Below are 23596 nucleotides of genomic sequence, written 5' to 3' on the forward strand. Positions count from 1 at the left end.
GGGCGATGCAATCCCCAAAAACGCGCGCCCTGCGCCTTGGCCTTCTCCTTCCGCTCCTGCTGCTGTCCGCGGCCCCGATCGATGCCCGCGCGCCGGCAAAGGCAGAGGTTCCGTGGCTCTACAAGGGATCGGACGTCCCGCAGGACAAGCAATGGACCTTCGGCGTCCTGCCGAACGGCATCCGCTATGCCGTTCGGCACAATGGCGTGCCGCCCGAACAGGTTTCGATCCGCGTCCTTGTGGATGCAGGGTCGATGTATGAAACCGATGCCCAGCGTGGGTATGCACACCTGCTGGAACACCTGACCTTCCGCGAATCGAAATATCTCAAGGAAGGCGAGACGATCCCTACCTGGCAGCGGCTGGGTGCCACGTTCGGCAGCGATACCAATGCCGAGACCAGCCCGACGCAGACCGTCTACAAGCTGGATATTCCGCAAGCCTCACCCGAAAAGCTGGACGAGACGTTCAGGCTGCTGTCGGGCATGATCATGGCGCCGGTGTTCACCGACCATGGCGTGAAGACCGAAGTACCGATCGTGCTGGCCGAAATGCGCGAACGCACCAGCCCGCAATCGCGTGTGCTGGACCAGACGCGCGACCTGTTCTTCAAGGGCCAGCTGCTCGCCTCGCGCAATCCCATCGGCACGCCGCAGACACTGGAAGCCGCCAATGCAGCGGCGATCAAGGCGTTTCACGACAAGTGGTATCGCCCCGACAATACCGTGATCGTGGTGGCGGGCGATGCCGATCCTGCAGCGCTGATCGCGCGCATCGAACAGTGGTTTGGCGGCTGGAAGGTGGCGGGAAAGAAGCCGCCGCAGCCAAATTTCGGCAAGCCCGTTGCCCCGGCTGGCGTCGATCCGAAGAATCCGGTGGGCGAGGCGAAAGTTCTGGTCGAGCCGGATCTGCCGCGCATCGTCAACTGGGCCATCCTGCGCCCCTGGGTGAAGGTCAACGATACCATCGCCTACAATCAGGGACTGATGGTGGATCGGCTCGCGCTCGCGCTGATCAACCGCCGCCTCGAAGGACGTGCCCGTGGTGGCGGCAGCTATCTCGTCGCCTCGGTTGACGAAATGAAGCAGGAGCTTTCGCGATCGGCCGACGCGACCATTGTCACGGTCACGCCGCTGGGCGAGGACTGGAAAAGCGCCGTTACCGATGTTCGCTCGGTTATCGCCGATGCTTTGGCGACGGCGCCTTCTCAGGAAGAGATTGACCGCGAGGTGGCCGAGTTCGAAGTGGCGTTCAAGGTGGGCGTGGAAACGCAATCGACCATCGCCGGATCGAAGGCGGCGGACGACATCGTCAACGCGGTCGATATCCGCGAGACGGTGGCCAACCCCGATACCGTCTATGACATCTTCAGGCAGTCCATCCCCCGGTTCAAGCCGGAGGCAGTGCTGGCGAGCACGCGCAAGCTGTTCCAGGGCACGGTGATCCGTCCGATGATGATCACGCCCAAGGCGGGCGAAGCGGATGAGGCGGCATTGCGCGCAGCGCTGACCACTGCCGTCGATGCGGCTTCGGGCAGTCGCGTGGCTGCCAATTCGCTGAGTTTCGCAGACTTGCCACCCGTGGGACCAAAGGGCGCTGTGGCTTCGGCGCGGCCGATCGGCCTGCTGGGGATCGAACAGGTTGAATTGGCGAACGGGGTCAAGGTCCTGTTGTGGCCCAACGATGCAGAGCCGGGGCGGATCATCGTCAAGGTGCGGTTCGGCGGCGGCTATTCGGCGATCAGGCCGCAGGATGCGGTCTATGGCCCGATGGGATCGGTGGCGCTGATGGACAGCGGCATCGGTACGCTGGGCCGCGACGATCTTGATCGGCTCGCCACCGGGCGCAAGCTGAGCCTCGATTTCGATATCGACGACACCGCGTTCCGCATGTCTGCCGATACGCGCCCCGCCGACCTTGAAGACCAGCTTTACCTGATGGCGGCCAAACTGGTGACGCCGCGCTGGGACCCGAACCCCGTCCTGCGCGCCAGGGCAGCGGCAAAGCTGCAATACGAAAGCTACAACTCATCGCCGATGGCGGTGCTGGGCCGTGATCTCACCTGGCTGTTGCGCGATGGCGATCCGCGCTATGCCACGCCCAACCCGGCAGAACTCGACAAGGTAACGCCGGAAGGCTTCCGCGCGACATGGGAGCCATTGCTGGCGCAAGGCCCGATCGAGATCGATCTGTTCGGCGATTTCAACCGCGAACAGGCGTTGGCATCGCTGGAAAAGACCTTTGGTGCCTTGCCTGCGCGGACGGCTGCTCCTGCCTCGGCGCTTGCGCCTTCGATCCCTGCGCATAATGCGGAGCCGCTGGTGCTGACCCATCGCGGCGATCCTTCGCAGGCGGCGGCAGTCGTGGCATGGCCGACCGGCGGTGGGCAGGCGGGTGTGCGGGAAAGTCGGCAACTCGAAATCCTGGCGCAGATATTCAACAACCGCCTGTTCGATGCGATGCGCGAAAAGACCGGCGCCAGCTATGCACCACAAGTGGGTTCAAGCTGGCCGCTGGACTTGCCATCAGGCGGGTATATCGCCGCAACCGTGCAGTTGCGACCCACCGATTTCGCAGCGTTCTTTGCCGCGGCTGACAAGATCGCGGCCGATCTTGCCGCCAGCCCGCCGACGGTGGACGAAGTGGGCCGGGTGACAGAGCCGCTCAAGCAGTTGATCACGCGCGCCAGCACCGGCAACGGGTTCTACATGTTCCAGCTGGAAGGCGCGGCCAACGATCCGCGCAAGATCGCTGCGATCCGCACGATCCTGAACGATTACAGCCAGACCACGCCCGAACGGATGCAGGCGCTTGCCGCGCGTTATCTGAAGCAGGACAAGAGCTGGCGGTTGCAGGTCGTGCCTGAGAAAGCGACGCCTTAACAGTCGTTCGACGATTTGGCGTTGCCGATTCCCGGCGTAAGGTTGCGGTTGTCCCGCACGATGACTGCTGCCTGTTCGTGCATGGTAAAGGGCTGGACGAACATCGTGCCGAACAGGCCCTTGTAGGTGTACCACACTTCCGCGACCATCACGGCAGAGCCAGCGGGCGCGGTCACCTTGGTCTTGCCCAGCGCAAGGCCATTGGCGATGCCTGACAAGGCGCTACCCAACGGATCGGGCTTGCCGTGGGACGAGCTTTTCTTGAGGTTGCCCTTGCACTGCTGCCGGTGAACGTATTGCTTGCCGGTCACCGGGTGGGCTTCGAGGCTGGAGAGGATCACGCGGCCTTCGCCTTCCAGATTGATGTTGCGGCCTTCTTCCAGCGCGCCGGTGAGGACCGAAGCGACATCGTCGGTGGAAATGGTCGGGGTCACGCCGCTGTTGTCGGTCTGGCCAAGGCGCGATGCGTTGTCGGCCAGGGCGATGGCGACCTGGCTGGCCTCCATCGCCGCCGCATTCATCCACGCGATTTCCGCGCCATACATGCCCAGCGTCATGAACACCGGCAGCACGATGGCGAATTCGGTGATCGAGACACCGGCACTGTCGCGCCCAATGGCGCGCATCTTGTCCAGCAGGCTCATGCGCAAGTCCCCGCGCTTGCGCCATAGCCCGCCTGTACCCCGAACGGCTGATTCCGGGTGACGGCAGTGGATGTCAGTGTGCGGGTCGACCAGTGTTCCGGCAGGAACGGAACCTTGAAGACGGGCGAAAACGACGCGGTGACAGTATAGACGACAACGTCGTTGGCGGTGCCTTCGCTGGACGCATGGCCGACATCGTCGTCCCACTGGCCGTTGCGGTTTTCATCGGTATAGGCCTCGCCATTGTCGCACGTGCCGCTGGTATTGGCATCGTTCCACTTTTCCGGGCGGCCAATGTCGGCGAAATCGTAATAACTGGTGCGCGCCGTCTTGATCGTGACGCCTGGCAGTACCGGGCGGATCGCGTCCAGGACTTTTGCGTCTGCTTCGGATGTGCTGCGTGTTTCCAGCGCGGAATCGCGCGCGGCGCGGCGCACGGCACCGCTCAATACCGATTTGCCATAGACCATCTGGCCGATGTCCATGATCCCCAGCAAAAGCGTCATGAACAGTGGCACCACGATGGCGAACTCGATGATCGTCGCGCCTTGCATGTCGTCAGCAAGAAGCCGCCTGATCATTGCACGACCCGCAATTCGCCCACCTGCTTGGCGATGGACTGGAAAGCTGCATCCAGCTTGCTGGCATTTTCCGCGGTAAATGCACTTTCGTCAGACGCGCAGGCATCGAGTTCGGTCGTCATGGTCTGGGCAAAGGCAATCACCCACAGGCGGATGCCCTTGGCCTTCACCGCTTCGCACAAGGCGAGAAACCGTGCATTGTGGCGCGATGTGTCGCCCGTCACGCCATCGTCCGTCACGCGGTGGTCATGGTATTCGATACCCCAGGCGGATTGTGTCGAATAGGAAGGCGACATCTCTCCATCGGTCATGAAGATCAGGTGGCGCGAAACCTCGCCGCCATTGTCCGGCGCTTCGCGGACATTGTCTGCCCACATGCCGTCCGACGAAAACAGGCGTCCGCCCCACGCCATTCCGATATCGTGATACGTGCCGCCTTCGGCCACCAGTGAATCCGCAAAGGCATAATAGGATGACTTGTCCATCGGCGCGAGCAGCCGGGCTGCGGTGGGGCAGAACGATGACGCCTGCTGGCCGGTGGGCGAAGGCAGCGCGCTGTTCATGTAAACCGTGCCGAAATAGGTGACGGTACGGATATAGGCGACCTCTGGCCACAACGGCGCCCAGCGCGTGGCATCTGAGCCATCCGGGGCGTTGTCGATATCGAGGTCCATAGCGCCTGTCGGCGTCATCCCGTTGATCGAAGACCACGTGAAACTGTCTTCGGAGACCGTCGCGCGCTCCTCGATGCAACCATCCCATTGCGACGAGACCGCAGCGGCGTTTTCGCCGGTGTAGGTCGTGGTCGTTTCGAACAGTTTGAAGCGGCTCGTATCGTAAGTGACCGGGCGGTATTCCCATCGGTCGAACGCTTCGGCGGTCACATAGATCGGATCCGCAGTCTGCGTCTCGGTGTGGACGACTTCGCGTGTTCCGGTCCGGTATTTGAGCCTGTAGCTGAGCAGGGCATTGTTGCAGGCGTAAAGGGTTGCCGTCTGGACCTGCGTGGTAGTGGTGGTGACCACCTGTTGCCCCGAAGCGTTCGTCGTCGTCACGCTGGCGACCGTGGCCGCCCCGCTGTTCGTCCAGGCGGTGTCGGCGGGCTTGTGGTTGTTGCAGCTGTTGAGGCTGAGATAGAGCGTGGAGTTGTAATTCGCCCAATTGGTGTAGACTGGCGTGGTCGTTGTCTCGCTACTGGCATTGGCCGGGGTGCCGTACCCGCTGAGCGTCTTGACCGTCTTGTAGATCGGTTTGCGCGACTGGATCGTCCAGCTGTCGACAAGATAGGCAGGGTCCTGATCGACCAGCAGCTGCCCCACGTTGACCGTGGAACTATAGGGTACGAAACCATAGCGAATGCGGGCATTGGTGCCTGACAAGGCGGTTTCGACCGTATCGTAGAAGTTCTTCATCGAGACGCGCAGCGCCTCCATCCGCGTCTGCGTACTTCCCGCCAGTGCCCACGACATGGACCCGGTGGTGTCGAGCACCATCATGATGTCGCTGTTGCCAACGCCCATCGATGCCGTGCAATCGATGGTCACTTCCATTGCGCCGAAGCCGAACAGGTGCATCAGCAGGGGCGGCATGAATGTCGTGGCGCTGCCATCGATCGTGCTGCCGTTATCGGCGGAAGAGGCGCTGAATTCGGTATCGCGCGCGCCGTAATAATCCTCGTTGAAGTTGGCCGCAAAATAGGTGTCGGCCTGCGCCTTGGCCCTGGCGTCGAAGCCTTCGGTGCTTACCGACTTGCGACCGGCAAGCACGGCGGCATCGCAGGCGGCCTGTAGCCGGGTCTGCGTCCGCCAGGCGCGGCTGATATCGATTGCCCCGCCGATCAGCGCTGCCACCGCAAATATCGCCATCGCCGAAAGCGGCAGGATATTGCCCGCGCGATTGCGCAGGAGGGCAAGGAAAAGACGGTGGAAACACGACATGGGCTGCGGTGAAAATCCCGTGATGGCTAACGACACCACAGCGGCACATGTCCGAAACGCGGGTTTAGTGCCGATGGTTCAGGTTAACCTACCCTCACGAGGCCCAATCAACCGCTTATCGGCCATAGTGGACTCCACGTAATCCGGCGCAGTTTGGCTTATGCAAATCTTCGATTGCGGTAACAGAAACGCTTCCTTTGCATTTCCGCCGCGCCCGGCTTATGGCCCCGCCTCTTGAAAGGAAGAGCAAGTGGCACAGAACTGGACTGCGGATTCGTGGCGCGGATATGAAGGACGGCATCTGCCGGCTTATCGGAACGCCGAAAAGCTGAACGAGGTCGAGACGACCCTGACGAGCTTTCCGCCGCTGGTCTTTGCCGGCGAGGCACGCGCGCTCAAGGCTGATCTGGCGCAAGTGGCTGCGGGCAAGGGTTTCCTGCTGCAGGGCGGAGACTGCGCTGAAAGCTTTGCCGAATTCCACCCCAACAACATTCGCGACACTTTCCGTGTGCTGTTGCAGATGGCGGTCGTACTGACATTCGCCAGCAAGCAGCCGGTGGTGAAAGTGGGCCGCATGGCCGGGCAGTTCGCCAAGCCGCGCTCTTCGCCCGTCGAGACCATCGGTGGCGTGGAATTGCCGAGCTATCTTGGCGACAATATCAACGGCATCGATTTCACCCCGGAATCGCGCATTCCTGATCCCGAACGCATGCTGCGCGCCTATAGTCAGGCTGCCGCAACGCTGAACCTGCTGCGCGCGTTTTCGACCGGCGGTTATGCCAACTTGCGCCAGGTCCACCAGTGGACGCTGGACCATATCGGCAAAAGTCCGTGGGCGACGAAGTTTGCCGAGATGGCGGACAAGATCGGCGAATCGCTCGACTTCATGGAAGCCTGTGGCGTCGATCCGCGCACCGTGCCGCAGCTTCAGGGCACCAGTTTCTACACCAGCCACGAAGCGCTGCTGCTGCAATATGAAGAGGCAATGACCCGGCAGGATTCGCTGACCGGGGACTGGTACGATACCAGCGCACACATGCTGTGGATCGGCGATCGCACCCGCTTTGAAGGATCGGCCCATGTCGAATTCCTGCGCGGTGTGGGCAACCCCATCGGCATGAAGTGCGGTCCTTCGCTGACCCCGGACGCGCTGCTCAAGATGCTCGATACGCTCAACCCATCGCGCGAAGCCGGCCGGATGACGCTGATCAGCCGCTTCGGGCATGACAAGGTCGAGGCAGGGCTTGCCCCGCTCGTGCGCGCGGTGAAGCGCGAGGGGCACCCGGTGGTGTGGTCTTGCGATCCGATGCACGGCAACGTCATCAAGGCCGATAACGGGTACAAGACGCGCCCGTTCGACCGGATCCTGACCGAAGTGAAAGGCTTTTTTGCCGTTCACCGCGCCGAAGGTACGCATGCGGGCGGCATCCACATCGAGATGACCGGCCGCGATGTGACCGAATGCACCGGCGGCGCCGTGGCGATCACGCAGGAAGGCCTTGCGGACCGCTATCACACGCATTGCGATCCGCGCCTCAACGCCGCACAGTCGATCGAACTGGCGTTCCTGCTGGCCGAAGCGCTGAATGCAGAGCGCGCGGGCACCAAGGCCGAAGCGGCCTGATCGCACCACGTGCAGCCGTTGTAACAGGATTTGCGCCGGAGGCCCTCATGGGTCTCTGGCACTTTTCCCAAGCCATTATGCCGTTTGCAGACATAAGCCTTGGTTTTGTCATTGCGAACCCCGCGAAGCGGGAAGAAGCAACCCAGAGCGGTTTGCGCAGACTCTGGATTGCTTCAGCCTTCGGCCTCGCAATGACGATGATCCAGATTAAACGCACGAGACTCTAGTTGCCCACTTCCCATCACCGCTCGTGTCGCGCCGCCAGCGCTATTCCTGCAAGGTTCTGCGCGCGTCTGATCCAGCGGATGCGCGCGGGTGGGTGGACTTCAGCCAACGTGACAAATCGCGCATAATGCGCCCTGCCGGCAGCCGAGCGGCCTTTTGCGATGCCATTGGCCTGTGCGATCACCGGTACGCTGTCGCCCACCAGTTCAAAGTCGTGCGCGCCCGTCGCTTGTGCAATTTCCAGCGCATGAAGCAGCGCCAGCCACTCGGCATCGCTGTTGGAACCGTGGCCCAGATCATCGCGGATATGCACTTTCCCGCGCACCACTGCCGCCACTTCGATCGGGCCGGGATTGGGGCGGCAACCGCCATCGAAGAACACCTTGAGCCTGCGTTTGCCCGACATCGGTTGCTCTCCGGCAAAGCCGGGCCGTTCAGCCCCGCATCAATCCGCGCACGAAATCGATAAGACCGGTCTGGCGGGTGCGGCGCATGCGTTCGGCAGCCAGAATCTCGCGCACTTTCTCGAAGCATCCGGTCACGTCGTCGTTGATCACGACGTAATCGTAGCCGTCCCAGTGGCTGATTTCCGCCTGGGCGCGGGCCATGCGGGCGGCGATCACGTCGGCGCTGTCAGTACCGCGACCGGTCAGGCGGCGGTTCAGTTCCTCCAGACTGGGGGGCAGGATGAACACGCGCACCACATCGGCCTGCGCTTTCTGGTGCAATTGTTGTGTGCCCTGCCAGTCGATATCGAACAGCACATCGCCGCCCGCCTTCAGGCGATCACGGATATGGGCCTTGGGCGTACCGTAGCAATTGCCGAAGACCGTCGCCCATTCGTAGAACTCGCCCGCATTCACCATGCGGTCGAATTCGGCCTGATCGACGAAGAAGTAGTCCCGGCCTTCGACTTCCCCATCCCGCATCGGTCGCGTGGTTACCGAAACCGACATGGCGATCTCGTTGTCTTCACTCAACAATTTGCGCGCGATCGTGGTCTTGCCGGCACCAGACGGCGAGGAAAGGATGAACATGAGGCCCCGGCGGTGCAGGGTATCGTCGTGCGGGATCGTTGCAGGCATGCGCGCTAGTGCCGCAACCGCCGCCCGATGGTCAAGCCGTGTTCCATCACAATCGCGGCTTGCAGTGCCCGGCGATGCCATGGATGAGAACGCGATGACGCCATCGATCATCCTCGACCCTGCCACCGCGCGCGCGCTGCTGAACGGGCGCAAGACCCAGGTCCGCATGATCGCAGGCGGTGGTCATGGGATGTTTCCCATCGGCGCGCGCATTTACGGGCGGGAGGCTTGCGCGCCGGGACGGATGCAGGATGGCAGGGAAGTGCTGACCGATCTCCACCGCGCCGAATTCGTGGCGTTTGCTGATGGCTGGCGACGGGATTGCGCGGGGCAGGGATGGCAGGGCGCCGTGCCACATGATCCCAACGAAATGTGGGTCAGCGCGGTTCACATGCCCATTTGGGCCTGCCGGGTCATGCTTGAGGTGCGCGGTAGACGGACGGAGCGGCTCCAGGATATTGCGACCCAGGACTTGCGCGCCGAAGGTGTGCAGCCGATCCTTGCAGGATTGCTGTGGCGCGGGGCAAGGCCGTTGCCCGGCCTGCACTGGTCAGCGCGGCGGGCTTTTGCAGCCCATTGGGATGTGACCCATCCCGTCCCCGGCCTGCGATGGGCCGATAACCCGATTGTGGAAGTTCTTGATGTGGCGGTTGCGAATCAGGCCTTCTTGCCGCGCGCGACCTGTTCTTCCAGTGCCGCCGTGCCTTCGACTTCGGCTTCGGTGCGGCGTTTGCGATCATAGAGCGTCTTTGCCAGCATCCCGCCGCCGACGATGATGGCACCGGGGACCGAACGCGTGGCAATGCGCGCAATGGCGGTGCCGACCAGCGTCTGCATCATGGTCCGGCCCTTGATCACGCGCCCGGCCTTTTTCTTGCCGAGCTTCGTGCCGATCAGCCCCCGCTCCACGCCATGGCGCAACAAGGCACCGCCTGCGCGAAGGGCAACATCGGCAAGGATCAGGTTCGTCATCGGGTTGGGGCTGGGGGCAGGCACCTTGTCGATGGCCCCTTTGGCCGCTTGGGTTGCCCTGTCGCGACTGTTGACGCCACTCTTCTTGACCATGCCCTTGCCTTTGCTAGCGGGCGGGGTGCGCCCTACTTTTTCTTGCCGAAATCAACCGTGACGACGTTCGATCCGTCGTCGCTGCGTTCAACGGTGCTTTCGTCGGCTTGTTCCGGCGAATCGTTCTCGGCAGCGTCGACCGGCTCGGCTTCGTCATCCACCACAGCCTGGAACTGCAATCCGAAATCGACGGCAGGATCAACGAAGGCGGTGATCGCGGAGAACGGGATCAGCAGGATCGACGGGATCTGGTTGAACGAAAGACCCACGCTGAAGCGGTCTTCCTCGACCTTGAGATCCCAGAACTTGTTTTGCAGGACGATCGTCATCTCATCCGGGAAGCGTTCGCGCAGCCGCTGCGGAATGTCCACGCCGGGCGCGCCGGTCTTGAACGTGATGTAGAAATGGTGCGTGCCCGGCAACATGCCGCCGCCTGCCGCTACCTGGCCCAGAACCCGGCCAACGACCGCGCGCAGGGCCTCCTGCACGATTTCGTCGTAGGGGATCAGGCTGTCGGGTGCATCGCTCATGCCGCCACAACTGGCCTTGGCTGCGTTTCGGGTCAAGTGGGCACGGTGATTGATTCTCAAGAGGAGGGGCGTATAGGCGCGTTCATGCGCACCGGATCGATCACGCGAAAAACCGAGGAAACCGACATTGCCGTGTCGGTGAACCTCGATGGGACGGGCATTTACAAGGTGGAGACCGGCATCGGCTTTCTCGATCACATGATCGAGCAGTTCAGCCGTCATTCGCTGATCGATATCGAATGCCGGGTGAAGGGCGATCTTCACGTCGACCAGCACCACACGACTGAGGACAGCGCCATTGCGCTGGGCCAGGCCATCGCACAGGCGCTGGGCGACAAGAAGGGCATCACCCGCTACGGCCACACCTATTCGCCGATGGACGAGGCGTTGTGTCGCGTCGCGCTGGATATTTCGGGCCGCCCGGTGCTCGTGTGGAAGGCAGCTTTCACACAACCCCGCCTTGGCGAGATGGACACCGAACTGTTCGAACACTGGTTCGCTTCGATTTCGCAGGCCGCCGGGATCACCCTGCATATCGAAAGCCTTTACGGTTCGAACAATCACCACATCGTCGAAGGCATCTACAAGGGTTTCGCCCGCGCGATGCGGCAGGCCGTGGCGATAGACCCGCGCAAGGCCGACGCCGTGCCTTCGACCAAGGGCATCCTCGGTGGCTGATACCCTCGCACTGGTGGATTACGGCGCGGGCAACCTGCGCTCGGTCGCCAATGCGCTGAAGGCGGCCGGCGCTGAGGGCGTGGTCGTTACCGCCGATCCCAGTGTCGTGCGGACCGCTGACCGCATCGTCCTGCCGGGCGTCGGCGCTTTTCGACACTGCATCGGCGCGCTGGCGGGTGTTCCGGGGCTGATCGATGCGCTGGAAGAGCGGGTGCTGGTGGGCGCTGCGCCGTTCCTGGGCATTTGCGTGGGCATGCAACTGCTGGCGGATCGCGGCGTGGAGCACGGCGTGACCAACGGCCTTGGCTGGATCGGAGGCGAAGTGCGCGCCATCGAACCTGCGGACCCCACGATCAAGGTGCCGCACATGGGCTGGAACGATGTAGCGCCGATGCCGCATCCCGGTGGTGCGGAACTGGTCGAACCGGGCGAAGCCTATTTCCTGCACTCCTACCATTTCGTAGCCGAAGAGGGCGCACACATCGCGGCGATGAGCGATCATGGCGGCGGGATCGTTGCGGCGGTGGCGCGCGACAACATCCTTGGCGTACAATTCCACCCGGAAAAGAGCCAGGGCTATGGCCTTGCCATGCTGACGCGTTTCCTTGAATGGAAGCCTTGACGGGGCGGCCTGAGGGAACCTGACGGGATGCAGGGACTTCCTTCCCTTTGAGAAGGAGTTTTCGCGCCGATGAGCAAGTTTCCGTTTGATCGTCTCGTGTTCACACCATTCATGGTCGACCTTGAACGGTCGCCGCTGGCGGGGCACTTCGGGGCGGAAACATTTGTGCTGGGCGCTTTCAATCCCGGCATGACCGTTCTGCCCAACGGCAACCTGCTGCTCATGGTGCGGGTTGCCGAAGCGCTGCGCCACCCGATCAGGGACGGAAAGGTTCACGCGATCCGCTGGCACGATGGCGGTTACGTCATCGATGCCTGGCCGCTGGAGCTTGCGGACACGTCGGACCCGCGCAAGTTCCTGCTGCATGGCGGAGGGTGGAAGGTCATGGCGCTGACTTCGCTGTCATGGCTGCTGCCGGTTGAAATGTCAGCCGATGGTCTCGATGTGGTCGCAGCCCACTATGACAAGGCTATCGCGCCACAGGGCACCTACCAGGCCTATGGGATTGAAGATGCGCGAATTTCGAAAATGGGTGATGGCGCCTATCTGATGACGACCTGCTCGGTCAGCCCGGAACGCCATTCGACAACCCTCTATTCGTCGCACAACGGGCTGGACTGGACCTTCGAAGGCATCGTGCTGGACCACCAGAACAAGGACATGCTGATTTTCGAGGGGTTGATTCGGGGTGAATACTGGGCGCAGACCCGCCCCTTGGGCGATCTCTATTTTGCCTATCCTCCCGGCAGTGAATGGCGCGCAGGCCCTTCGATAAATCTTGCGACATCACCCGATGCCTTGCACTGGCGGCCGCATATCAATCCCGGCATCCGTCCGCATTCGGGCACCGCGGCGACCGCGCGGATCGGCGGGGGCGCACCGCCGGTCATGACGGAGATTGGCGGACAGAGGGGGTGGCTGACGCTGTGGCACGGCGTGGAACCCAAGGAGATCGTCGGCATCTATCGCACGTACTGGTCGCTGCTCGATCCGCACGATCCATCGCAAGTGATCGCGGGCAGCCACGCGCCGTTGCTAGAACCGGACGCCGAATTGACCCGCCCGCTCGAAGACCTGCTTTATCTGCGCGACGTGGTGTTCACGACCGGCATCGTCGATGCTGGCGAACGCTTCATCGTCGCTTCGGGTGAAGCTGACCTTGCCTGTCGGATCACACATGTTCCGAAGGAGGCATTCAGGTAAGAGTGTTTCGCGCAAAGGCGCCAAGAAAAGGAAGGCGCTAAGGAGGGCGTATTGGCCGATAGGTGCTGTGCGGATCGCATCTTGATTTGGACCGGTTCGGGTGAAAGGCGGCGTTGTCGCAGGGGGACCATCTTCGCGCCTTTTTGCTCTTGCTGCCTTTGCGCGAACCTGCTGCAACTTCTGCGCGCCCACACGCGAAACCCACCTTCACGCCAAGCCGAAGCGGTGCTAGGCGCGCGGTCCATGATCGTCTTTCCCGCCATTGACCTGAAAGCTGGCCAGGTCGTCCGCCTTGCCGAAGGAGACATGGATCGCGCGACCGTTTACGGCGACGATCCCGCGCATCAGGCGGCTTTGTTCGCACAGGCCGGATCGCAATTCCTCCATGTGGTCGATCTCGACGGCTCGTTCGCGGGCCGGGCCGAGAATCGCGAGGCGGTGGAAGGCATCCTCAAGGCGTTCACTGGCCACGTCCAGCTCGGCGGTGGAATCCGCACGCGCGAGGCGGTTTCGGGCTGGTTCGACCTCGGCGTTTCGCGCGTGGTCATGGGCACGGCGGCGCTGAAAGACCCGCAATTCGTCAAGGATATGGCCAAGGAATTTCCCGGCGGCATCGTCGTGGCGGTGGACGCGCGCGACGGCATGGTTGCCACCGAGGGCTGGGCCGATGTGTCCGATGTGTCGGTGGTCGATCTCGCCCGCCGGTTCGAAGATGCGGGCGTTGCCAGCCTGCTGTTCACCGACATTGGCCGTGATGGCCTGCTCAAGGGCGTGAATATCGAAGCGACCGTCGAACTGGCCCGCCGCGTGGACATTCCGGTGATCGCCAGCGGTGGCGTGAAGGGTCTGGACGATATCCGCATGCTCAAGATCCACGAAGTCGACGGGATCGAGGGCGTGATTACAGGGCGGGCGCTGTTCGAAGGTCGGCTCGATCTGGCCGCTGCGATTGCGATGGCGGAAGCCTGAAATCCACAAGCGCCGCGCGCGGGCTTCGACAGGCTCAGCACGAACGGGGTTTTGTGATAATGTGAAAGTCCGCTCATCCTGAGCCTGTCGAAGGATGCGCGCTGCCACCCGGAGCTAGTTCCATGACCGTCCGCGTCCGCGTCATCCCCTGCCTTGATGTCCGCGATGGCCGCGTGGTCAAGGGCGTGAATTTCGTCGATCTGCGCGATGCGGGCGATCCGGTCGAACAGGCCCGCGCCTATGACAAGGCGGGCGCAGACGAACTGTGCTTCCTCGACATTTCCGCCACGCACGAAGGACGCGGTACGCTGCTCGATGTCGTCGCGCGCACCGCCGAGGTCTGCTTCATGCCGCTGACTGTGGGCGGCGGAGTCCGCGCGGTGGAAGACGCCCGCGCTCTGCTGCTGGCAGGGGCGGACAAGGTTGCGGTCAATTCCGCCGCCGTCGCCCGGCCAGAACTGGTGCGCGACATCGCCGAGAAGTTCGGCGCGCAGTGCGTGGTCGGCTCGGTCGATGCGCGGCGGGTTGCGCCGGGGAAATGGGAAATCTTCACCCACGGCGGGCGCAAGGGGACCGGGATCGACGCGCTGGCCCATGCGGTGAAACTGGCCGAACTGGGCGCTGGCGAATTGCTGGTCACATCAATGGACGGCGATGGAACGAAAGCGGGCTACGATCTTGAACTGACCCGTGCGATTGCCGATGCCGTGCCGGTTCCAGTCATCGCCAGCGGCGGTGTCGGTACACTCGATCACCTCGTGGCAGGGGTCACGCAGGGCCATGCCAGCGCGGTACTGGCGGCTTCGATCTTCCACTTCGGCACACACTCGATTGCCGAGGCTCACGCCGCCTTGCGCAGCGCGGGATTGCCTGCGCGTTCGTAATCCTTCGGTCAGTCCCGTAATGGGTCATTAACCATACGATATAAGGGGTTATACCGAATCACAGGCTCTGGCAGGGCAAGGCGTGAACCACACACGGTTTGCCAGATCAGGTCACCCCCCGTGCTTCGCATATCCTTTGCCCTTGCTGCGCTCCTCGCTTTCGCCACGCCTGCGCTCGCGCAGTCGGCAGGCATTTCCATTCCTGAACCCACCGATGGCGCGCTGTTCGCGCTGGGTCTGGTCGGGCTGGTTGTCGGCAGGCAGGTTGCCAAGCGGCGGAAGTGACGCTGCTGGCTTGACCGGCGCGAACAGGCGTTTCATGGCGTTGCGCATGGAACACAGCGACACTCTCGCCCGCCTTGAAGCCACGATTGCCCAGCGCATGCAGGGCGATCCTTCGGCGAGCTATGTCGCGAAGCTCAATGCCAGGGGCATCGCCAAGATCGCGCAGAAGGTGGGCGAGGAAGGCACCGAGACCGTCATCGCCGCACTGGCAGGCGATCACGCCGAACTTGTGGGTGAAGCTGCCGACCTGATATTCCACCTGATGGTACTGCTTGCCGCCCGGCAAGTGCCGCTGGCCGACGTACTGGCGGAATTGCAGCGCCGCGAAGGCACATCGGGCATTGCCGAAAAAGCTGGCAGGAGCAACTGACATGGCCGTTGACGCGACGCAGCCCTATGACGACCAGAACATCTTTGCGAAAATCCTGCGTGGGGAAATCCCCAACAAGACCATCTATCAGGACGATTTCGCGCTGGCTTTCCACGATATCAATCCGCAAGCGCCAACGCATGTTCTGGTGATTCCCACAGGCGCCTATGTCAGCTGGGACGATTTCTCGGCCAGGGCGAGCGACGCCGAAATTGCCGGTTTCGTGCGCGCCGTGGGCAAAGTCGCGCGCGACATGGGGTTGGTTGCGCCGGGTTATCGCCTGCTCTCGAATGCAGGCACGGACAGCCATCAGGAAGTACCGCACCTGCACGTCCATCTATTCGCCGGAAAGCCGCTCGGCCCGATGCTCGTGCGTTGAAACGGACTTTCGCGGGGTCAGGACGTTAACCGCCCCTTGCCCTTCGACTCGTCGCAAGGGTAGAGTCCGTGTCGCATGACCTTGCCCCAGCCTTCTTCCGGTCTTTTTGACGGTAGCCAGCACCTGTTCGCGGTCCGCGTCTATTTCGAGGACACGGACCTTTCGGGCGTGGTCTATCACGCCAATTATCTGCGCTGGTTCGAACGCGCCCGGTCAGACATGCTCCGTCTGCTGGCGATTGACCAGCGCGCCGCGCATGAAGCGGGTGAGGGGGCCTATGCGGTCAGCACCATGGATTTGCGCTATCTTCGCCCGGCAAAGCTGGATGATAGCGTACTGATCAATAGCCACGTTGCCGAACTTTCGCCCGCTTCCTGCCGCATCGTGCAGCGTGCGTTCAGGGATGAAACGCTCCTGTGCGAAGCGAAAGTGCGTGTCGCTTTCGTTGCCCCGAACGGTCGCCCGCGTCGCCAGCCGCGCGAATGGGTGGCAGCTTTCCAGACCGTCTTTTCCGAATCTGAAGGACTACAATCCGCATGACGTTCGAGTTGTTAAGCCAAGGCGTTTCCTTCGCGCCCACTTCGCTCAATCCGGTGCAGTTGTTCCTCGATGCCGATTACGTCGTGCAGGCGGTAATGGCGGGGCTGGTGCTGGCGAGTGTGTGGACATGGACGATCATCATCGGCTTTTCGCTGAAAATGGGCAGCGCCCAGCGCAATTGCGACAAGTATGAACGCGAGTTCTGGGAAGCGCGCGATATCGACCAGTTCCAGAAGGACAACAAGGGGCGTGACCTGCCTTCGGCGCGGCTTGTCAACGCTGCCCTGGCCGAATGGCGGCGATCGACCTCAGGCAAGGCAATCGACCGCGAAGGCACACGGCAGCGCCTGTCGAGCGCGCTGGAAGGAGCGGTCGTTGCCGAAACCGATGCGCTGGCCAGCCGGTTGAACTTTCTTGCCACCGTCGGTTCGGTCGCGCCTTTCGTGGGCTTGTTCGGCACGGTCTGGGGGATCATGGACAGCTTCTTCAACATCGGCGCGCAGCAGAATTCCTCGCTCGCGGTGGTGGCTCCCGGCATTTCCGAAGCGCTGTTCGCCACGGCCATTGGCCTGTTCGCGGCCATCCCGGCGGTCATCGCCTACAACCGCTTTTCGCACCGCGTGAACCGCTTCGAAACGCGGCTTTACCGCTTTGCCGATCGCTTCCACGCCTCGCTCAGCCGCGAACTGGAGGCCTGAGCCGTGGCGATGTCCATGGGCACAGGCGGCGGCGCGGGCCGTGGGCGGCGAGGTCGGGGCGGTCGCGCGGCGATGAGCGAGATCAACGTGACGCCGCTGGTCGATGTCATGCTGGTGCTGCTGATCATCTTCATGGTCACCGCGCCGATGCTGGCGGCAGGTGTGCCGGTGGACCTGCCCGACAGCAAGGCCGATCCGCTGGACCAGCAGCAGGATCAGATCACCGTCAGCATCGATGCGCAAGGCGTGGTGTTCCTTGACGATCAGCAGCTTGCGCCGGGAGAATTGGCAGATCGCCTTGCGGGCCTTGATCGTGGTCCGAAGCCACCGCTGGTGACGCTCAGGGCTGACCGTGTGCTCGACTGGGGCCGGGTTGCCGCCGTGATGGGCGAATTGAACGCAGCGGGCTTCAAATCGATCTCGCTGGTCACCAACAGTTCATCCGCACCGCAATAGGCTTGATAGGATGCGAGATTCCAGCGCAGGCGGACTGAGCAAGCAGGAAGGGGCCGGGCTGATCATTGCAGCGGCGGCGCACGTTGCGTTGCTCGTCGCCTTCTCGCTCGCGCCACCCGGCAAGACCATCCAGCCGCCGCCCGAACGGATGGAAGTGACGTTCTCGGAAGAGATCGCGGATCAGTCGACGTCGCCCGATCCCGCAGCGCAAGCTGCGCCCGATGTCGCGCCCCAACTGGGTGAGTCGCAACCGGAGCCTGAGCCGGTCGTGGAACCCGCGCCGCCGCAGCCAGCGCCGCCCCCGCCGAAGCCACAACCTGCGCCGCCGAAGCCCGCCCCGCGGCCCGTTGCCAGGCCGCAGCCCGCGCCGCCGCGTCCTGCACCGCCCAAGCCTGTGGCCAAGCCTGTGGCCAAGCCGCAACCAGCACCTGCACGCCCTGCGCCGGCGAAACCCGCTGCCAAGCCTGCTCCGGCAAAGCCGACCGCCAAATCGGCGCCGGCCAAACCCGCTGACGCAAGTCCGCGCCGCCGCCCTGATGCGCCCAGCGGGGCAAGCCGCGTGGGATCGGATTTCCTCAAGGGCATTCCCGGCGCCAGCGCGCCAGGCACTGCAAAATCACCGCCTGCCGCCACCATCGGCCCGGAAGTGAAGGCCTCGCTCGCCAGCGCCATATCGCGCCAGATCAAGCCGCGCTGGGCCGCGCCGCAAGGGGTCGATGCCGATAAACTGGTGACGATCCTGGCATGGGACCTCAATGCCGACGGGAGCCTTGCCGGGCGTCCGCGCGTTGTCAGCCAGCAAGGCATCACGCCTGCCAACGAGGCGCAAGCTCCGCGTCATGCCGAACAGGCGATCCGTGCGGTCCAGCTTGCCGCGCCGTTCGATCTGCCTGAAATGTATTACTCCGGCTGGAAACGCATCGCCGCGTTCCGCTTCGACAGGAAGTTGTCTCAATGAAGATGCGCCACCTTCTCCTGCTCGCAGGGTTGATATCAGCCCCCGCGTTCGTTGCTGCGCAACAGACTGCGCTGCCATCGTCGGCTGCCCCGCAGGTTGCCGAAGACGAAGGCGGGCTGACCGGCTCGGTTTCGGACGAGAACGAATGGCAGGACCTCGGCATCGCGATTCCGGCGTTCCCTACCAACGCCAGTGTCAGCACGGCTGCCGAAGGGGGCAATACCGAGGCGTTGGGCCGCAATGTTGCGCGCGTGGTCTATAATGATCTCAAGAACAACGGCTTGTTCAAGCCGGTCGGTCCCGATGCGCTGCCTGCGATCGATTTTCCGCAAGTCTCCGCTCCTGCTTTCGATGGCTGGCGCGGACGCTCGGCCGAAATGCTGGTGCAGGGTTTCGTTCGCGCCAACGATGACGGTCGGTTGACCGTTGGCTGCTACCTCTATGACGTGGCGCTCGGCAGCGAACTGGCGCGGCAGGGCTATGTCGTGAAGCCTGAGGATTGGCGCCGCGCCGCGCACAAATGCGCTGACATGGTCTATTCGCGCCTGTCCGGTGAAAGCCCGTTCTTCGACAGCAAGATCGCCTATATCGCCGAAACCGGCCCCAAGGACCGCCGCCGCAAGCAACTGGCGATCATGGATTCCGATGGCGCCAATCACCGCTTCATCACCAATGGTCAGGCCACGGCGCTGACGCCGCGCTATTCGCCCGACTACAGCCAGATCGTCTATCTCAGCTATCTCAACGGTGCACCCCGCATCTATATCTACAACATCGGCACCGGGCAGCAGAAGCTGGTCACGTCGAGCAACAACCCCACATTTTCGCCGCGCTGGTCGCCAGACGGGAAGTGGATTCTCTATTCGATGGCGATTGCCGGTAACACCGACATCTATCGCGTTTCGGTCAACGGCGGGCAGTCGATTCGCCTGACCGATTCGCCGGGGCTGGACGTGGGCGGATCCTATTCGCCCGATGGCAGCAGGATCGTATTCGAGAGCGATCGTTCGGGCGGACAGCAGATTTACGTGATGAACGCCGATGGATCGAACCAGAAGCGTATCAGCTTTTTTGGCGGTCGCGCAGCCACGCCGGAATGGTCGCCCCGTGGGGACCAGATCGCGTTCACGCATCTGGGCGGCAATTTCCGTATCGCTGTCACCACGCCGTCTGGCGGGGATATGCGTTTCCTGACAGACAGTTGGCAGGATGAAGCGCCAACATGGTCACCCAACGGCCGGATCGTTCAGTTCTTTCGCACCGAACGCGGCAGCGGAAGGACCGGTGTCTGGCAGGTGGACCTGACCGGGCGGAACGAACGGAAACTGAATACACCCGTCGATGGTTCCGATCCATCATGGGGACCGGTTTTGCCCTGAACGGTCGTGGTGAATTTCGCTACGTAACGGGTGAATCCGGTCACTTGCTATTGCACGGCGCGCATATCACCATGCGCCGTCCCTTTTCTTCCCTCCCAAAGGAGAAACGTATGTCCCGTTCGCTGATGATCGCCGGCCTTGCCGCCGTCACGTTGAGCCTTGGCGCCTGCGCGTCCAAGCCCAAGGAACTGCCGCCTGAACCCGGCACCGCCAACACCACACAGACGATGCCGGCACCTATGCAGCCGACCGGGCCAATCCCCGGCAGTCAGGCCGATTTCCTCGCTTCGGTAATGTCGGATACCGTCAATTTTGATACGGACCGCTACAATATCGACGCATCGGACCAGGGCATTCTGCAAAGCCAGGCGCAGTGGCTCGGCCGCTATCCCGCCAAATCGATCACCATAGAGGGCCATGCCGACGAACGCGGCACCCGCGATTACAACATTGCCCTTGGCGAACGCCGCGCCAATTCGGCCAAGAACTACCTCGTCAGTCTCGGCATCGACGCAAGCCGCATTTCGACGGTCAGCTATGGCAAGGAACGCCCGCTGGCGCTCGGTTCCGACGAGGAATCGTGGGCAAAGAATCGCCGCGCGGTTACCGTAACGGTCAACTAAGTCCGGCATCCTGCGACGCTGGTTTTCGAACCGGCGCCGCAGGATTGTCCTGCTTCCCGTCTTGACCTTTGGCGGCGGGTCGGGCTTTGACGATACGCATGACACGGCATGGGCGATCTTCTGATTGGGGCTTCCCGCGATGGCGCGGGTATGGCAGCGCGCGCGATGCTGCGTCTGTGCGCCTGTGCGACCGTGCCGGGTGCAATGAAAAGGGTGATTGCCCCGCTCCCAAATCGCCCAACACCCCTGATCGCTGGTATTTCTGCCAGAAGCACGCCGCCGAATACAACCAGGGCTGGAATTATTTCGAAGGGCTGGACAAGGAAGAGGCCGAACAGCGCGAACAGGCCGAGCGTGGCGATACTTCGGGCTATCGCCAGGCGGCATGGGCCGAATGGGGCGGTTCGGGCGATGGTTCGCGCAGCCGCGATGAACTGCGCGCGCTGGAAGTGCTGGGGCTTGATCCCGACGCCGATTTCGATGCCGTGAAAAAAGCTTGGCGGACCAAGGCCAAGGAAGTCCACCCCGACGTCCGCCCCGGTGACAAGGCCGCCGCAGAACAGTTCCAGAAGTTGCAGGTTTCCTACGAAGTGCTGCGCGCGGCTGAAGACCGGCGCGAATGGAAGGGCTGATAGTTCAGCCCAATTCCTCGTCCAGCATCTGCATCACCCGCGCTTCATCGGGGAAGCCTTCCGAAATCCAGCGCGCTTCAACCGCGCGCAACAATCGCGCCACTTCCGGCCCGGCGCTGATTCCACGGGCGACGATCTGGCCGCCCTTCAGCGGAAGGGCAGGGATATCCCAATCCTGCAAAGCCTTGATCGAAGCGCCTGCCAGCAACAATCGGTCAAGCGCTTCTGCAATGCCGATGCGATAGGCCAGCGCGCGCGGATTATTGCAATGCCCGTCACGCGCGGCCGCTGCCGCCAGTCGCTTGCGCTGCGCGATGGACAATCGCAGCCGCGGGGCGACTTGTTCAGCCATGGCAGGATCGGCCGGGAGCAGGGCCGCAAGACGGCGCAAGGCCGTGCCTTTGACGCCGAGGTTGCGTTCGTGTGCGGTCAATGCCGCCAGCGCCTCCAGCCCTGAAGTCGTTACTTCGGGCAGGACTTGCGCCAGCACGCCCAGTTCCGCCATCCGCGTCACCGTCGGGGCGGGGTCGGGCAGCCCCAGCAGGGCGATCAGTTCCCAGCCCACCCGTTCGCGCGAAAGTCCCTTCAGGCCGGGCGCCAGTTCTGCAACGGCGCTTTCTGCTTCTGCGTCCGCGGGAACCGATCCGAACCGCGCCTGAAACCGGAAATAACGCAGGATGCGCAAGTAATCCTCGCGAATACGTGCGCGGGCATCGCCGATGAAGCGTAAGTGGCGCGTTGCCAGATCGCCAAGCCCGGTGTGGTAATCGTACACCTCCAGCGTGCGCGGATCGGCATAAAGTGCGTTGATTGTGAAATCACGGCGTGCGGCATCGTCGGCCCAGTCGGTGGAAAAGGCGACCGTTGCGTGCCGCCCGTCGGTAGACACGTCGCGGCGAAGCGTGGTGATCTCTACCGGGCCACCAGAGACGACGGCCGTTACCGTGCCATGGGCAATCCCGGTCGGCACGGTCTTGATCCCGGCACCGCCCAGCCGCGCAACCACCTCGTCCGGCAGCAGCGTGGTCGCCATGTCGATGTCCTTGGCGGCAATGCCCAGAATCGTGTCGCGCACCACGCCGCCAACCCAGCGGCAATGGCCTTGAGCCTGCGGATCGAGCGCATCGACAAGCGCGGAAAGGTCTTCGCGATGCGTCCATTCGGCAGCGGGAAGGCGCTCAACCATGCCAGGCGATCCGTTTGGCAAGGTTGGCAATGATCGCGGCGGTCACGCCCCAGATACGATGTTCGTTCCACATGATTTCGATGTAGCTGCCCTTGCGCCCGTTGAATTCGGCGTTCTTGCGCGTGTGCCGGGCCGGATCGAGCACGAAGCCTAGCGGCGGTTCGAACCATTCTGCCACTTCTGCCGGGTTAGGCAGCAATGGCAGGTCGGCGGGCACCACCGCCAGAACCGGGGTGATGTCATACCCTGAGCCGGTACGGAAGCGGTCGGTCGCGCCAATCACGGTCACGTCGTGTGGACGGATGCCCAGTTCCTCGTACGCCTCGCGCAGTGCCGCCTCGACCGGGGTTTCGCCCGGATCGATCTTGCCGCCCGGAAATGCGGCTTGTCCGGGATGAGCGCGCATATGCGACGGACGGTGAATCAGCAGCACACCGGGGCCATCGGCGTGATCTGCGCGATCGGTTACGGCGATCAGCACGGCAGCGGGGCGCAGACCGGCTGCGGGCAGAGGGCGCCAGTCTTCGTAGATGTCTTGTGCGGGCGCGCGATGGCCGTCCCTGTAAAGCGTTGTCAGGCGTCCCAGCAGGTTCACAGGGCGGGCACCACCGGAAAGCGCTGGCCCATGCTCTCGATCGCCAGATCCGCCTCGCCCAAGGCCAGCGCATGGTCGATCAGCTGGCCGTATGTGCTGCGGTTCAGCCGCGCCTCCGTGCCGTGGCGCACCCCAAGGTAGAATGCCGGCACATCTGCCGTTCCAGCAACGCGCAAGGGATGATCCGGTCCCAGCAGTACCAGGTCGTCGGTATTCAGCCGGAACGCCAGCGCAACAAGTCCGTCCGTGCCACGCATCGCCTGCATGTCGGTGGCGATGAATGCTGCATCGTCCACGGCGATCGACAAGCGCTGAAACGGCGTGACCAGCCAGTGCTGGCTGTCCGCACCACGCATCAGCAAGGACGAGAATGCGCGCACCATCGCCGGCCGCCGGATTTCACCGCCCTGATGATACCAGCGGCCATCGGCGGCAATCCGCATCTCGCTGTCACCCGTTTCCTGCGGGTTCCACTGATCGAGCGGGGGCAGCTTGCGCGCGGCAACCTGTTCGGCCAGTTCGGCAAGGCTCAGCGAGGCGAGTTCGGGCGGAGGAGTATATGGCAC

General features: G+C 63.0%; 28 protein-coding genes. 18 read left to right on the forward strand and 10 right to left on the reverse strand.

Annotated elements, in window-relative coordinates; all coding sequences use genetic code 11:
- Positions 1-5 precede the first annotated feature (5 nt).
- Positions 6-2882: a pitrilysin family protein gene (locus tag LUA85_RS04070; protein WP_231467130.1), complete on the forward strand. Its 2877-nt coding sequence runs from the start codon at positions 6-8 to the stop codon at positions 2880-2882.
- On the opposite strand, the gene LUA85_RS04075 is transcribed toward LUA85_RS04070, so the two are convergent.
- The 3 genes from LUA85_RS04075 to LUA85_RS04085 are packed head-to-tail and all read right to left on the reverse strand — an operon-like array spanning position 2879 to position 6044.
- Complete coding sequence (locus tag LUA85_RS04075; protein ID WP_231467132.1) at positions 2879-3526, reverse strand: TadE/TadG family type IV pilus assembly protein; 648 nt, start codon at positions 3524-3526, stop codon at positions 2879-2881. The two genes, LUA85_RS04070 and LUA85_RS04075, sit on opposite strands and share 4 nt — an antisense overlap.
- The gene (locus LUA85_RS04080; protein ID WP_231467134.1) at positions 3523-4107 is read right to left on the reverse strand and encodes a TadE/TadG family type IV pilus assembly protein; all 585 of its coding nucleotides are present in this window, start codon (positions 4105-4107) and stop codon (positions 3523-3525) included. Before LUA85_RS04080 ends, LUA85_RS04075 begins: the two co-directional genes overlap by 4 nt.
- Positions 4104-6044, reverse strand: a complete 1941-nt coding sequence (locus LUA85_RS04085) for a pilus assembly protein (protein ID WP_231467136.1) — start codon at positions 6042-6044, stop codon at positions 4104-4106. The genes LUA85_RS04080 and LUA85_RS04085 overlap by 4 nt, the downstream gene beginning before the upstream one ends.
- Before the next feature lie 250 nt (positions 6045-6294).
- Here LUA85_RS04085 and LUA85_RS04090 point away from each other — a divergent pair, with 250 nt between their 5' ends.
- Positions 6295-7668 carry a class II 3-deoxy-7-phosphoheptulonate synthase gene (locus LUA85_RS04090; protein WP_231467138.1) on the forward strand — a complete coding sequence of 458 codons (1374 nt, stop codon included), beginning with the start codon at positions 6295-6297 and terminating at the stop codon, positions 7666-7668.
- A 241-nt stretch (positions 7669-7909) separates the two neighbouring features.
- On the opposite strand, the gene LUA85_RS04095 is transcribed toward LUA85_RS04090, so the two are convergent.
- Both LUA85_RS04095 and gmk read right to left on the reverse strand, forming a co-directional pair.
- The gene (locus LUA85_RS04095; protein ID WP_231467140.1) at positions 7910-8299 is read right to left on the reverse strand and encodes a ribonuclease HI; all 390 of its coding nucleotides are present in this window, start codon (positions 8297-8299) and stop codon (positions 7910-7912) included.
- A gap of 28 nt (positions 8300-8327) precedes the next feature.
- Positions 8328-8978: a guanylate kinase gene (gene gmk, locus LUA85_RS04100; protein ID WP_231467142.1), complete on the reverse strand. Its 651-nt coding sequence runs from the start codon at positions 8976-8978 to the stop codon at positions 8328-8330.
- On the opposite strand from gmk, the gene LUA85_RS04105 reads away from it, so the two are divergent.
- Positions 8977-9720 carry a hypothetical protein gene (locus LUA85_RS04105; RefSeq protein WP_231467144.1) on the forward strand — a complete coding sequence of 248 codons (744 nt, stop codon included), beginning with the start codon at positions 8977-8979 and terminating at the stop codon, positions 9718-9720. The genes gmk and LUA85_RS04105 overlap by 2 nt on opposite strands.
- Here the strand turns inward: LUA85_RS04105 and LUA85_RS04110 are convergent.
- Both LUA85_RS04110 and LUA85_RS04115 read right to left on the reverse strand, forming a co-directional pair.
- On the reverse strand, positions 9636-10043 hold the full coding sequence (locus tag LUA85_RS04110; RefSeq protein ID WP_231467146.1) for a hypothetical protein: 408 nt from the start codon (positions 10041-10043) through the stop codon (positions 9636-9638). The two genes, LUA85_RS04105 and LUA85_RS04110, sit on opposite strands and share 85 nt — an antisense overlap.
- 32 nt (positions 10044-10075) lie before the next feature.
- On the reverse strand, positions 10076-10573 hold the full coding sequence (locus LUA85_RS04115; protein WP_231471762.1) for an SspB family protein: 498 nt from the start codon (positions 10571-10573) through the stop codon (positions 10076-10078).
- 84 nt (positions 10574-10657) lie between these two features.
- On the opposite strand from LUA85_RS04115, the gene hisB reads away from it, so the two are divergent.
- The 15 genes from hisB (at position 10658) to LUA85_RS04190 (ending at position 21249) form a co-directional block, all read left to right on the forward strand.
- On the forward strand, positions 10658-11251 hold the full coding sequence (hisB, locus tag LUA85_RS04120) for an imidazoleglycerol-phosphate dehydratase HisB (RefSeq protein WP_231471763.1): 594 nt from the start codon (positions 10658-10660) through the stop codon (positions 11249-11251).
- Entirely contained in the window at positions 11244-11873 is a 630-nt protein-coding gene (hisH, locus tag LUA85_RS04125; protein WP_231467149.1) for an imidazole glycerol phosphate synthase subunit HisH, read from the forward strand. Before hisB ends, hisH begins: the two co-directional genes overlap by 8 nt.
- 69 nt (positions 11874-11942) lie before the next feature.
- On the forward strand, positions 11943-13076 hold the full coding sequence (locus LUA85_RS04130) for a glycosidase (RefSeq protein ID WP_231467151.1): 1134 nt from the start codon (positions 11943-11945) through the stop codon (positions 13074-13076).
- Positions 13077-13319: 243 nt separating this feature from the next.
- On the forward strand, positions 13320-14045 hold the full coding sequence (gene hisA, locus LUA85_RS04135) for a 1-(5-phosphoribosyl)-5-[(5-phosphoribosylamino)methylideneamino]imidazole-4-carboxamide isomerase (protein WP_231467153.1): 726 nt from the start codon (positions 13320-13322) through the stop codon (positions 14043-14045).
- Between the two features lie 122 nt (positions 14046-14167).
- Positions 14168-14929, forward strand: coding sequence for an imidazole glycerol phosphate synthase subunit HisF (gene hisF / locus LUA85_RS04140; protein WP_231467154.1), 762 nt, complete (start codon positions 14168-14170; stop codon positions 14927-14929).
- A gap of 120 nt (positions 14930-15049) precedes the next feature.
- Positions 15050-15214 (forward strand): hypothetical protein, encoded by a 165-nt coding sequence (locus LUA85_RS04145; protein ID WP_231467157.1) that lies wholly within the window; start codon positions 15050-15052, stop codon positions 15212-15214.
- A 46-nt stretch (positions 15215-15260) separates the two neighbouring features.
- On the forward strand, positions 15261-15584 hold the full coding sequence (locus LUA85_RS04150) for a phosphoribosyl-ATP diphosphatase (RefSeq protein WP_231467159.1): 324 nt from the start codon (positions 15261-15263) through the stop codon (positions 15582-15584).
- Between the two features lies 1 nt (position 15585).
- Positions 15586-15963 (forward strand): histidine triad nucleotide-binding protein, encoded by a 378-nt coding sequence (locus LUA85_RS04155; protein ID WP_231467161.1) that lies wholly within the window; start codon positions 15586-15588, stop codon positions 15961-15963.
- A 75-nt stretch (positions 15964-16038) separates the two neighbouring features.
- Positions 16039-16503, forward strand: coding sequence for a YbgC/FadM family acyl-CoA thioesterase (locus LUA85_RS04160; protein ID WP_231467163.1), 465 nt, complete (start codon positions 16039-16041; stop codon positions 16501-16503).
- Entirely contained in the window at positions 16500-17201 is a 702-nt protein-coding gene (gene tolQ, locus LUA85_RS04165; protein WP_231467165.1) for a protein TolQ, read from the forward strand. Before LUA85_RS04160 ends, tolQ begins: the two co-directional genes overlap by 4 nt.
- Positions 17202-17210: 9 nt before the next feature.
- Positions 17211-17657 (forward strand): biopolymer transporter ExbD, encoded by a 447-nt coding sequence (locus LUA85_RS04170; RefSeq protein ID WP_231467168.1) that lies wholly within the window; start codon positions 17211-17213, stop codon positions 17655-17657.
- A gap of 10 nt (positions 17658-17667) precedes the next feature.
- Entirely contained in the window at positions 17668-18615 is a 948-nt protein-coding gene (locus LUA85_RS04175) for a hypothetical protein (RefSeq protein WP_231467170.1), read from the forward strand.
- Positions 18612-19994: a Tol-Pal system beta propeller repeat protein TolB gene (gene tolB, locus LUA85_RS04180; protein ID WP_231467171.1), complete on the forward strand. Its 1383-nt coding sequence runs from the start codon at positions 18612-18614 to the stop codon at positions 19992-19994. The genes LUA85_RS04175 and tolB overlap by 4 nt, the downstream gene beginning before the upstream one ends.
- A gap of 110 nt (positions 19995-20104) precedes the next feature.
- Positions 20105-20617 (forward strand): peptidoglycan-associated lipoprotein Pal, encoded by a 513-nt coding sequence (gene pal / locus LUA85_RS04185; RefSeq protein ID WP_231467173.1) that lies wholly within the window; start codon positions 20105-20107, stop codon positions 20615-20617.
- 98 nt (positions 20618-20715) lie between these two features.
- Positions 20716-21249 carry a J domain-containing protein gene (locus LUA85_RS04190; protein ID WP_231467174.1) on the forward strand — a complete coding sequence of 178 codons (534 nt, stop codon included), beginning with the start codon at positions 20716-20718 and terminating at the stop codon, positions 21247-21249.
- 4 nt (positions 21250-21253) lie between these two features.
- Here the strand turns inward: LUA85_RS04190 and LUA85_RS04195 are convergent, their stop codons facing one another.
- From LUA85_RS04195 to LUA85_RS04205, 3 genes are read right to left on the reverse strand one after another with little or no spacing between them, the layout of a single operon-like run.
- Positions 21254-22435, reverse strand: coding sequence for a CCA tRNA nucleotidyltransferase (locus LUA85_RS04195; protein ID WP_231467176.1), 1182 nt, complete (start codon positions 22433-22435; stop codon positions 21254-21256).
- On the reverse strand, positions 22428-23030 hold the full coding sequence (locus tag LUA85_RS04200; protein WP_231467178.1) for a CoA pyrophosphatase: 603 nt from the start codon (positions 23028-23030) through the stop codon (positions 22428-22430). Before LUA85_RS04200 ends, LUA85_RS04195 begins: the two co-directional genes overlap by 8 nt.
- The gene (locus tag LUA85_RS04205; protein WP_231467180.1) at positions 23027-23596 is read right to left on the reverse strand and encodes a DUF1285 domain-containing protein; all 570 of its coding nucleotides are present in this window, start codon (positions 23594-23596) and stop codon (positions 23027-23029) included. The genes LUA85_RS04200 and LUA85_RS04205 overlap by 4 nt, the downstream gene beginning before the upstream one ends.

It is taken from the genome of Novosphingobium sp. CECT 9465, assembly GCF_920987055.1.
Taxonomy (GTDB): domain Bacteria; phylum Pseudomonadota; class Alphaproteobacteria; order Sphingomonadales; family Sphingomonadaceae; genus Novosphingobium.

What these genes read in the sequence shown, in the direction of transcription:
- LUA85_RS04070 (WP_231467130.1), top strand. Translation starts at nt 6, where the DNA reads ATGCAATCCCCAAAAACGCGCGCCCTGCGCCTTGGCCTTCTCCTTCCG.
- LUA85_RS04075 (WP_231467132.1), bottom strand. Translation starts at nt 3,526, where the DNA reads ATGAGCCTGCTGGACAAGATGCGCGCCATTGGGCGCGACAGTGCCGGT.
- LUA85_RS04080 (WP_231467134.1), bottom strand. Translation starts at nt 4,107, where the DNA reads ATGATCAGGCGGCTTCTTGCTGACGACATGCAAGGCGCGACGATCATC.
- LUA85_RS04085 (WP_231467136.1), bottom strand. Translation starts at nt 6,044, where the DNA reads ATGTCGTGTTTCCACCGTCTTTTCCTTGCCCTCCTGCGCAATCGCGCG.
- LUA85_RS04095 (WP_231467140.1), bottom strand. Translation starts at nt 8,299, where the DNA reads ATGTCGGGCAAACGCAGGCTCAAGGTGTTCTTCGATGGCGGTTGCCGC.
- LUA85_RS04105 (WP_231467144.1), top strand. Translation starts at nt 8,977, where the DNA reads ATGCGCGCTAGTGCCGCAACCGCCGCCCGATGGTCAAGCCGTGTTCCA.
- gmk (WP_231467142.1), bottom strand. Translation starts at nt 8,978, where the DNA reads ATGCCTGCAACGATCCCGCACGACGATACCCTGCACCGCCGGGGCCTC.
- LUA85_RS04110 (WP_231467146.1), bottom strand. Translation starts at nt 10,043, where the DNA reads ATGGTCAAGAAGAGTGGCGTCAACAGTCGCGACAGGGCAACCCAAGCG.
- LUA85_RS04115 (WP_231471762.1), bottom strand. Translation starts at nt 10,573, where the DNA reads ATGAGCGATGCACCCGACAGCCTGATCCCCTACGACGAAATCGTGCAG.
- hisB (WP_231471763.1), top strand. Translation starts at nt 10,658, where the DNA reads ATGCGCACCGGATCGATCACGCGAAAAACCGAGGAAACCGACATTGCC.
- LUA85_RS04130 (WP_231467151.1), top strand. Translation starts at nt 11,943, where the DNA reads ATGAGCAAGTTTCCGTTTGATCGTCTCGTGTTCACACCATTCATGGTC.
- hisA (WP_231467153.1), top strand. Translation starts at nt 13,320, where the DNA reads ATGATCGTCTTTCCCGCCATTGACCTGAAAGCTGGCCAGGTCGTCCGC.
- hisF (WP_231467154.1), top strand. Translation starts at nt 14,168, where the DNA reads ATGACCGTCCGCGTCCGCGTCATCCCCTGCCTTGATGTCCGCGATGGC.
- LUA85_RS04150 (WP_231467159.1), top strand. Translation starts at nt 15,261, where the DNA reads ATGGAACACAGCGACACTCTCGCCCGCCTTGAAGCCACGATTGCCCAG.
- LUA85_RS04155 (WP_231467161.1), top strand. Translation starts at nt 15,586, where the DNA reads ATGGCCGTTGACGCGACGCAGCCCTATGACGACCAGAACATCTTTGCG.
- LUA85_RS04160 (WP_231467163.1), top strand. Translation starts at nt 16,039, where the DNA reads ATGACCTTGCCCCAGCCTTCTTCCGGTCTTTTTGACGGTAGCCAGCAC.
- tolQ (WP_231467165.1), top strand. Translation starts at nt 16,500, where the DNA reads ATGACGTTCGAGTTGTTAAGCCAAGGCGTTTCCTTCGCGCCCACTTCG.
- LUA85_RS04170 (WP_231467168.1), top strand. Translation starts at nt 17,211, where the DNA reads ATGTCCATGGGCACAGGCGGCGGCGCGGGCCGTGGGCGGCGAGGTCGG.
- LUA85_RS04175 (WP_231467170.1), top strand. Translation starts at nt 17,668, where the DNA reads ATGCGAGATTCCAGCGCAGGCGGACTGAGCAAGCAGGAAGGGGCCGGG.
- tolB (WP_231467171.1), top strand. Translation starts at nt 18,612, where the DNA reads ATGAAGATGCGCCACCTTCTCCTGCTCGCAGGGTTGATATCAGCCCCC.
- pal (WP_231467173.1), top strand. Translation starts at nt 20,105, where the DNA reads ATGTCCCGTTCGCTGATGATCGCCGGCCTTGCCGCCGTCACGTTGAGC.
- LUA85_RS04190 (WP_231467174.1), top strand. Translation starts at nt 20,716, where the DNA reads ATGACACGGCATGGGCGATCTTCTGATTGGGGCTTCCCGCGATGGCGC.
- LUA85_RS04195 (WP_231467176.1), bottom strand. Translation starts at nt 22,435, where the DNA reads ATGGTTGAGCGCCTTCCCGCTGCCGAATGGACGCATCGCGAAGACCTT.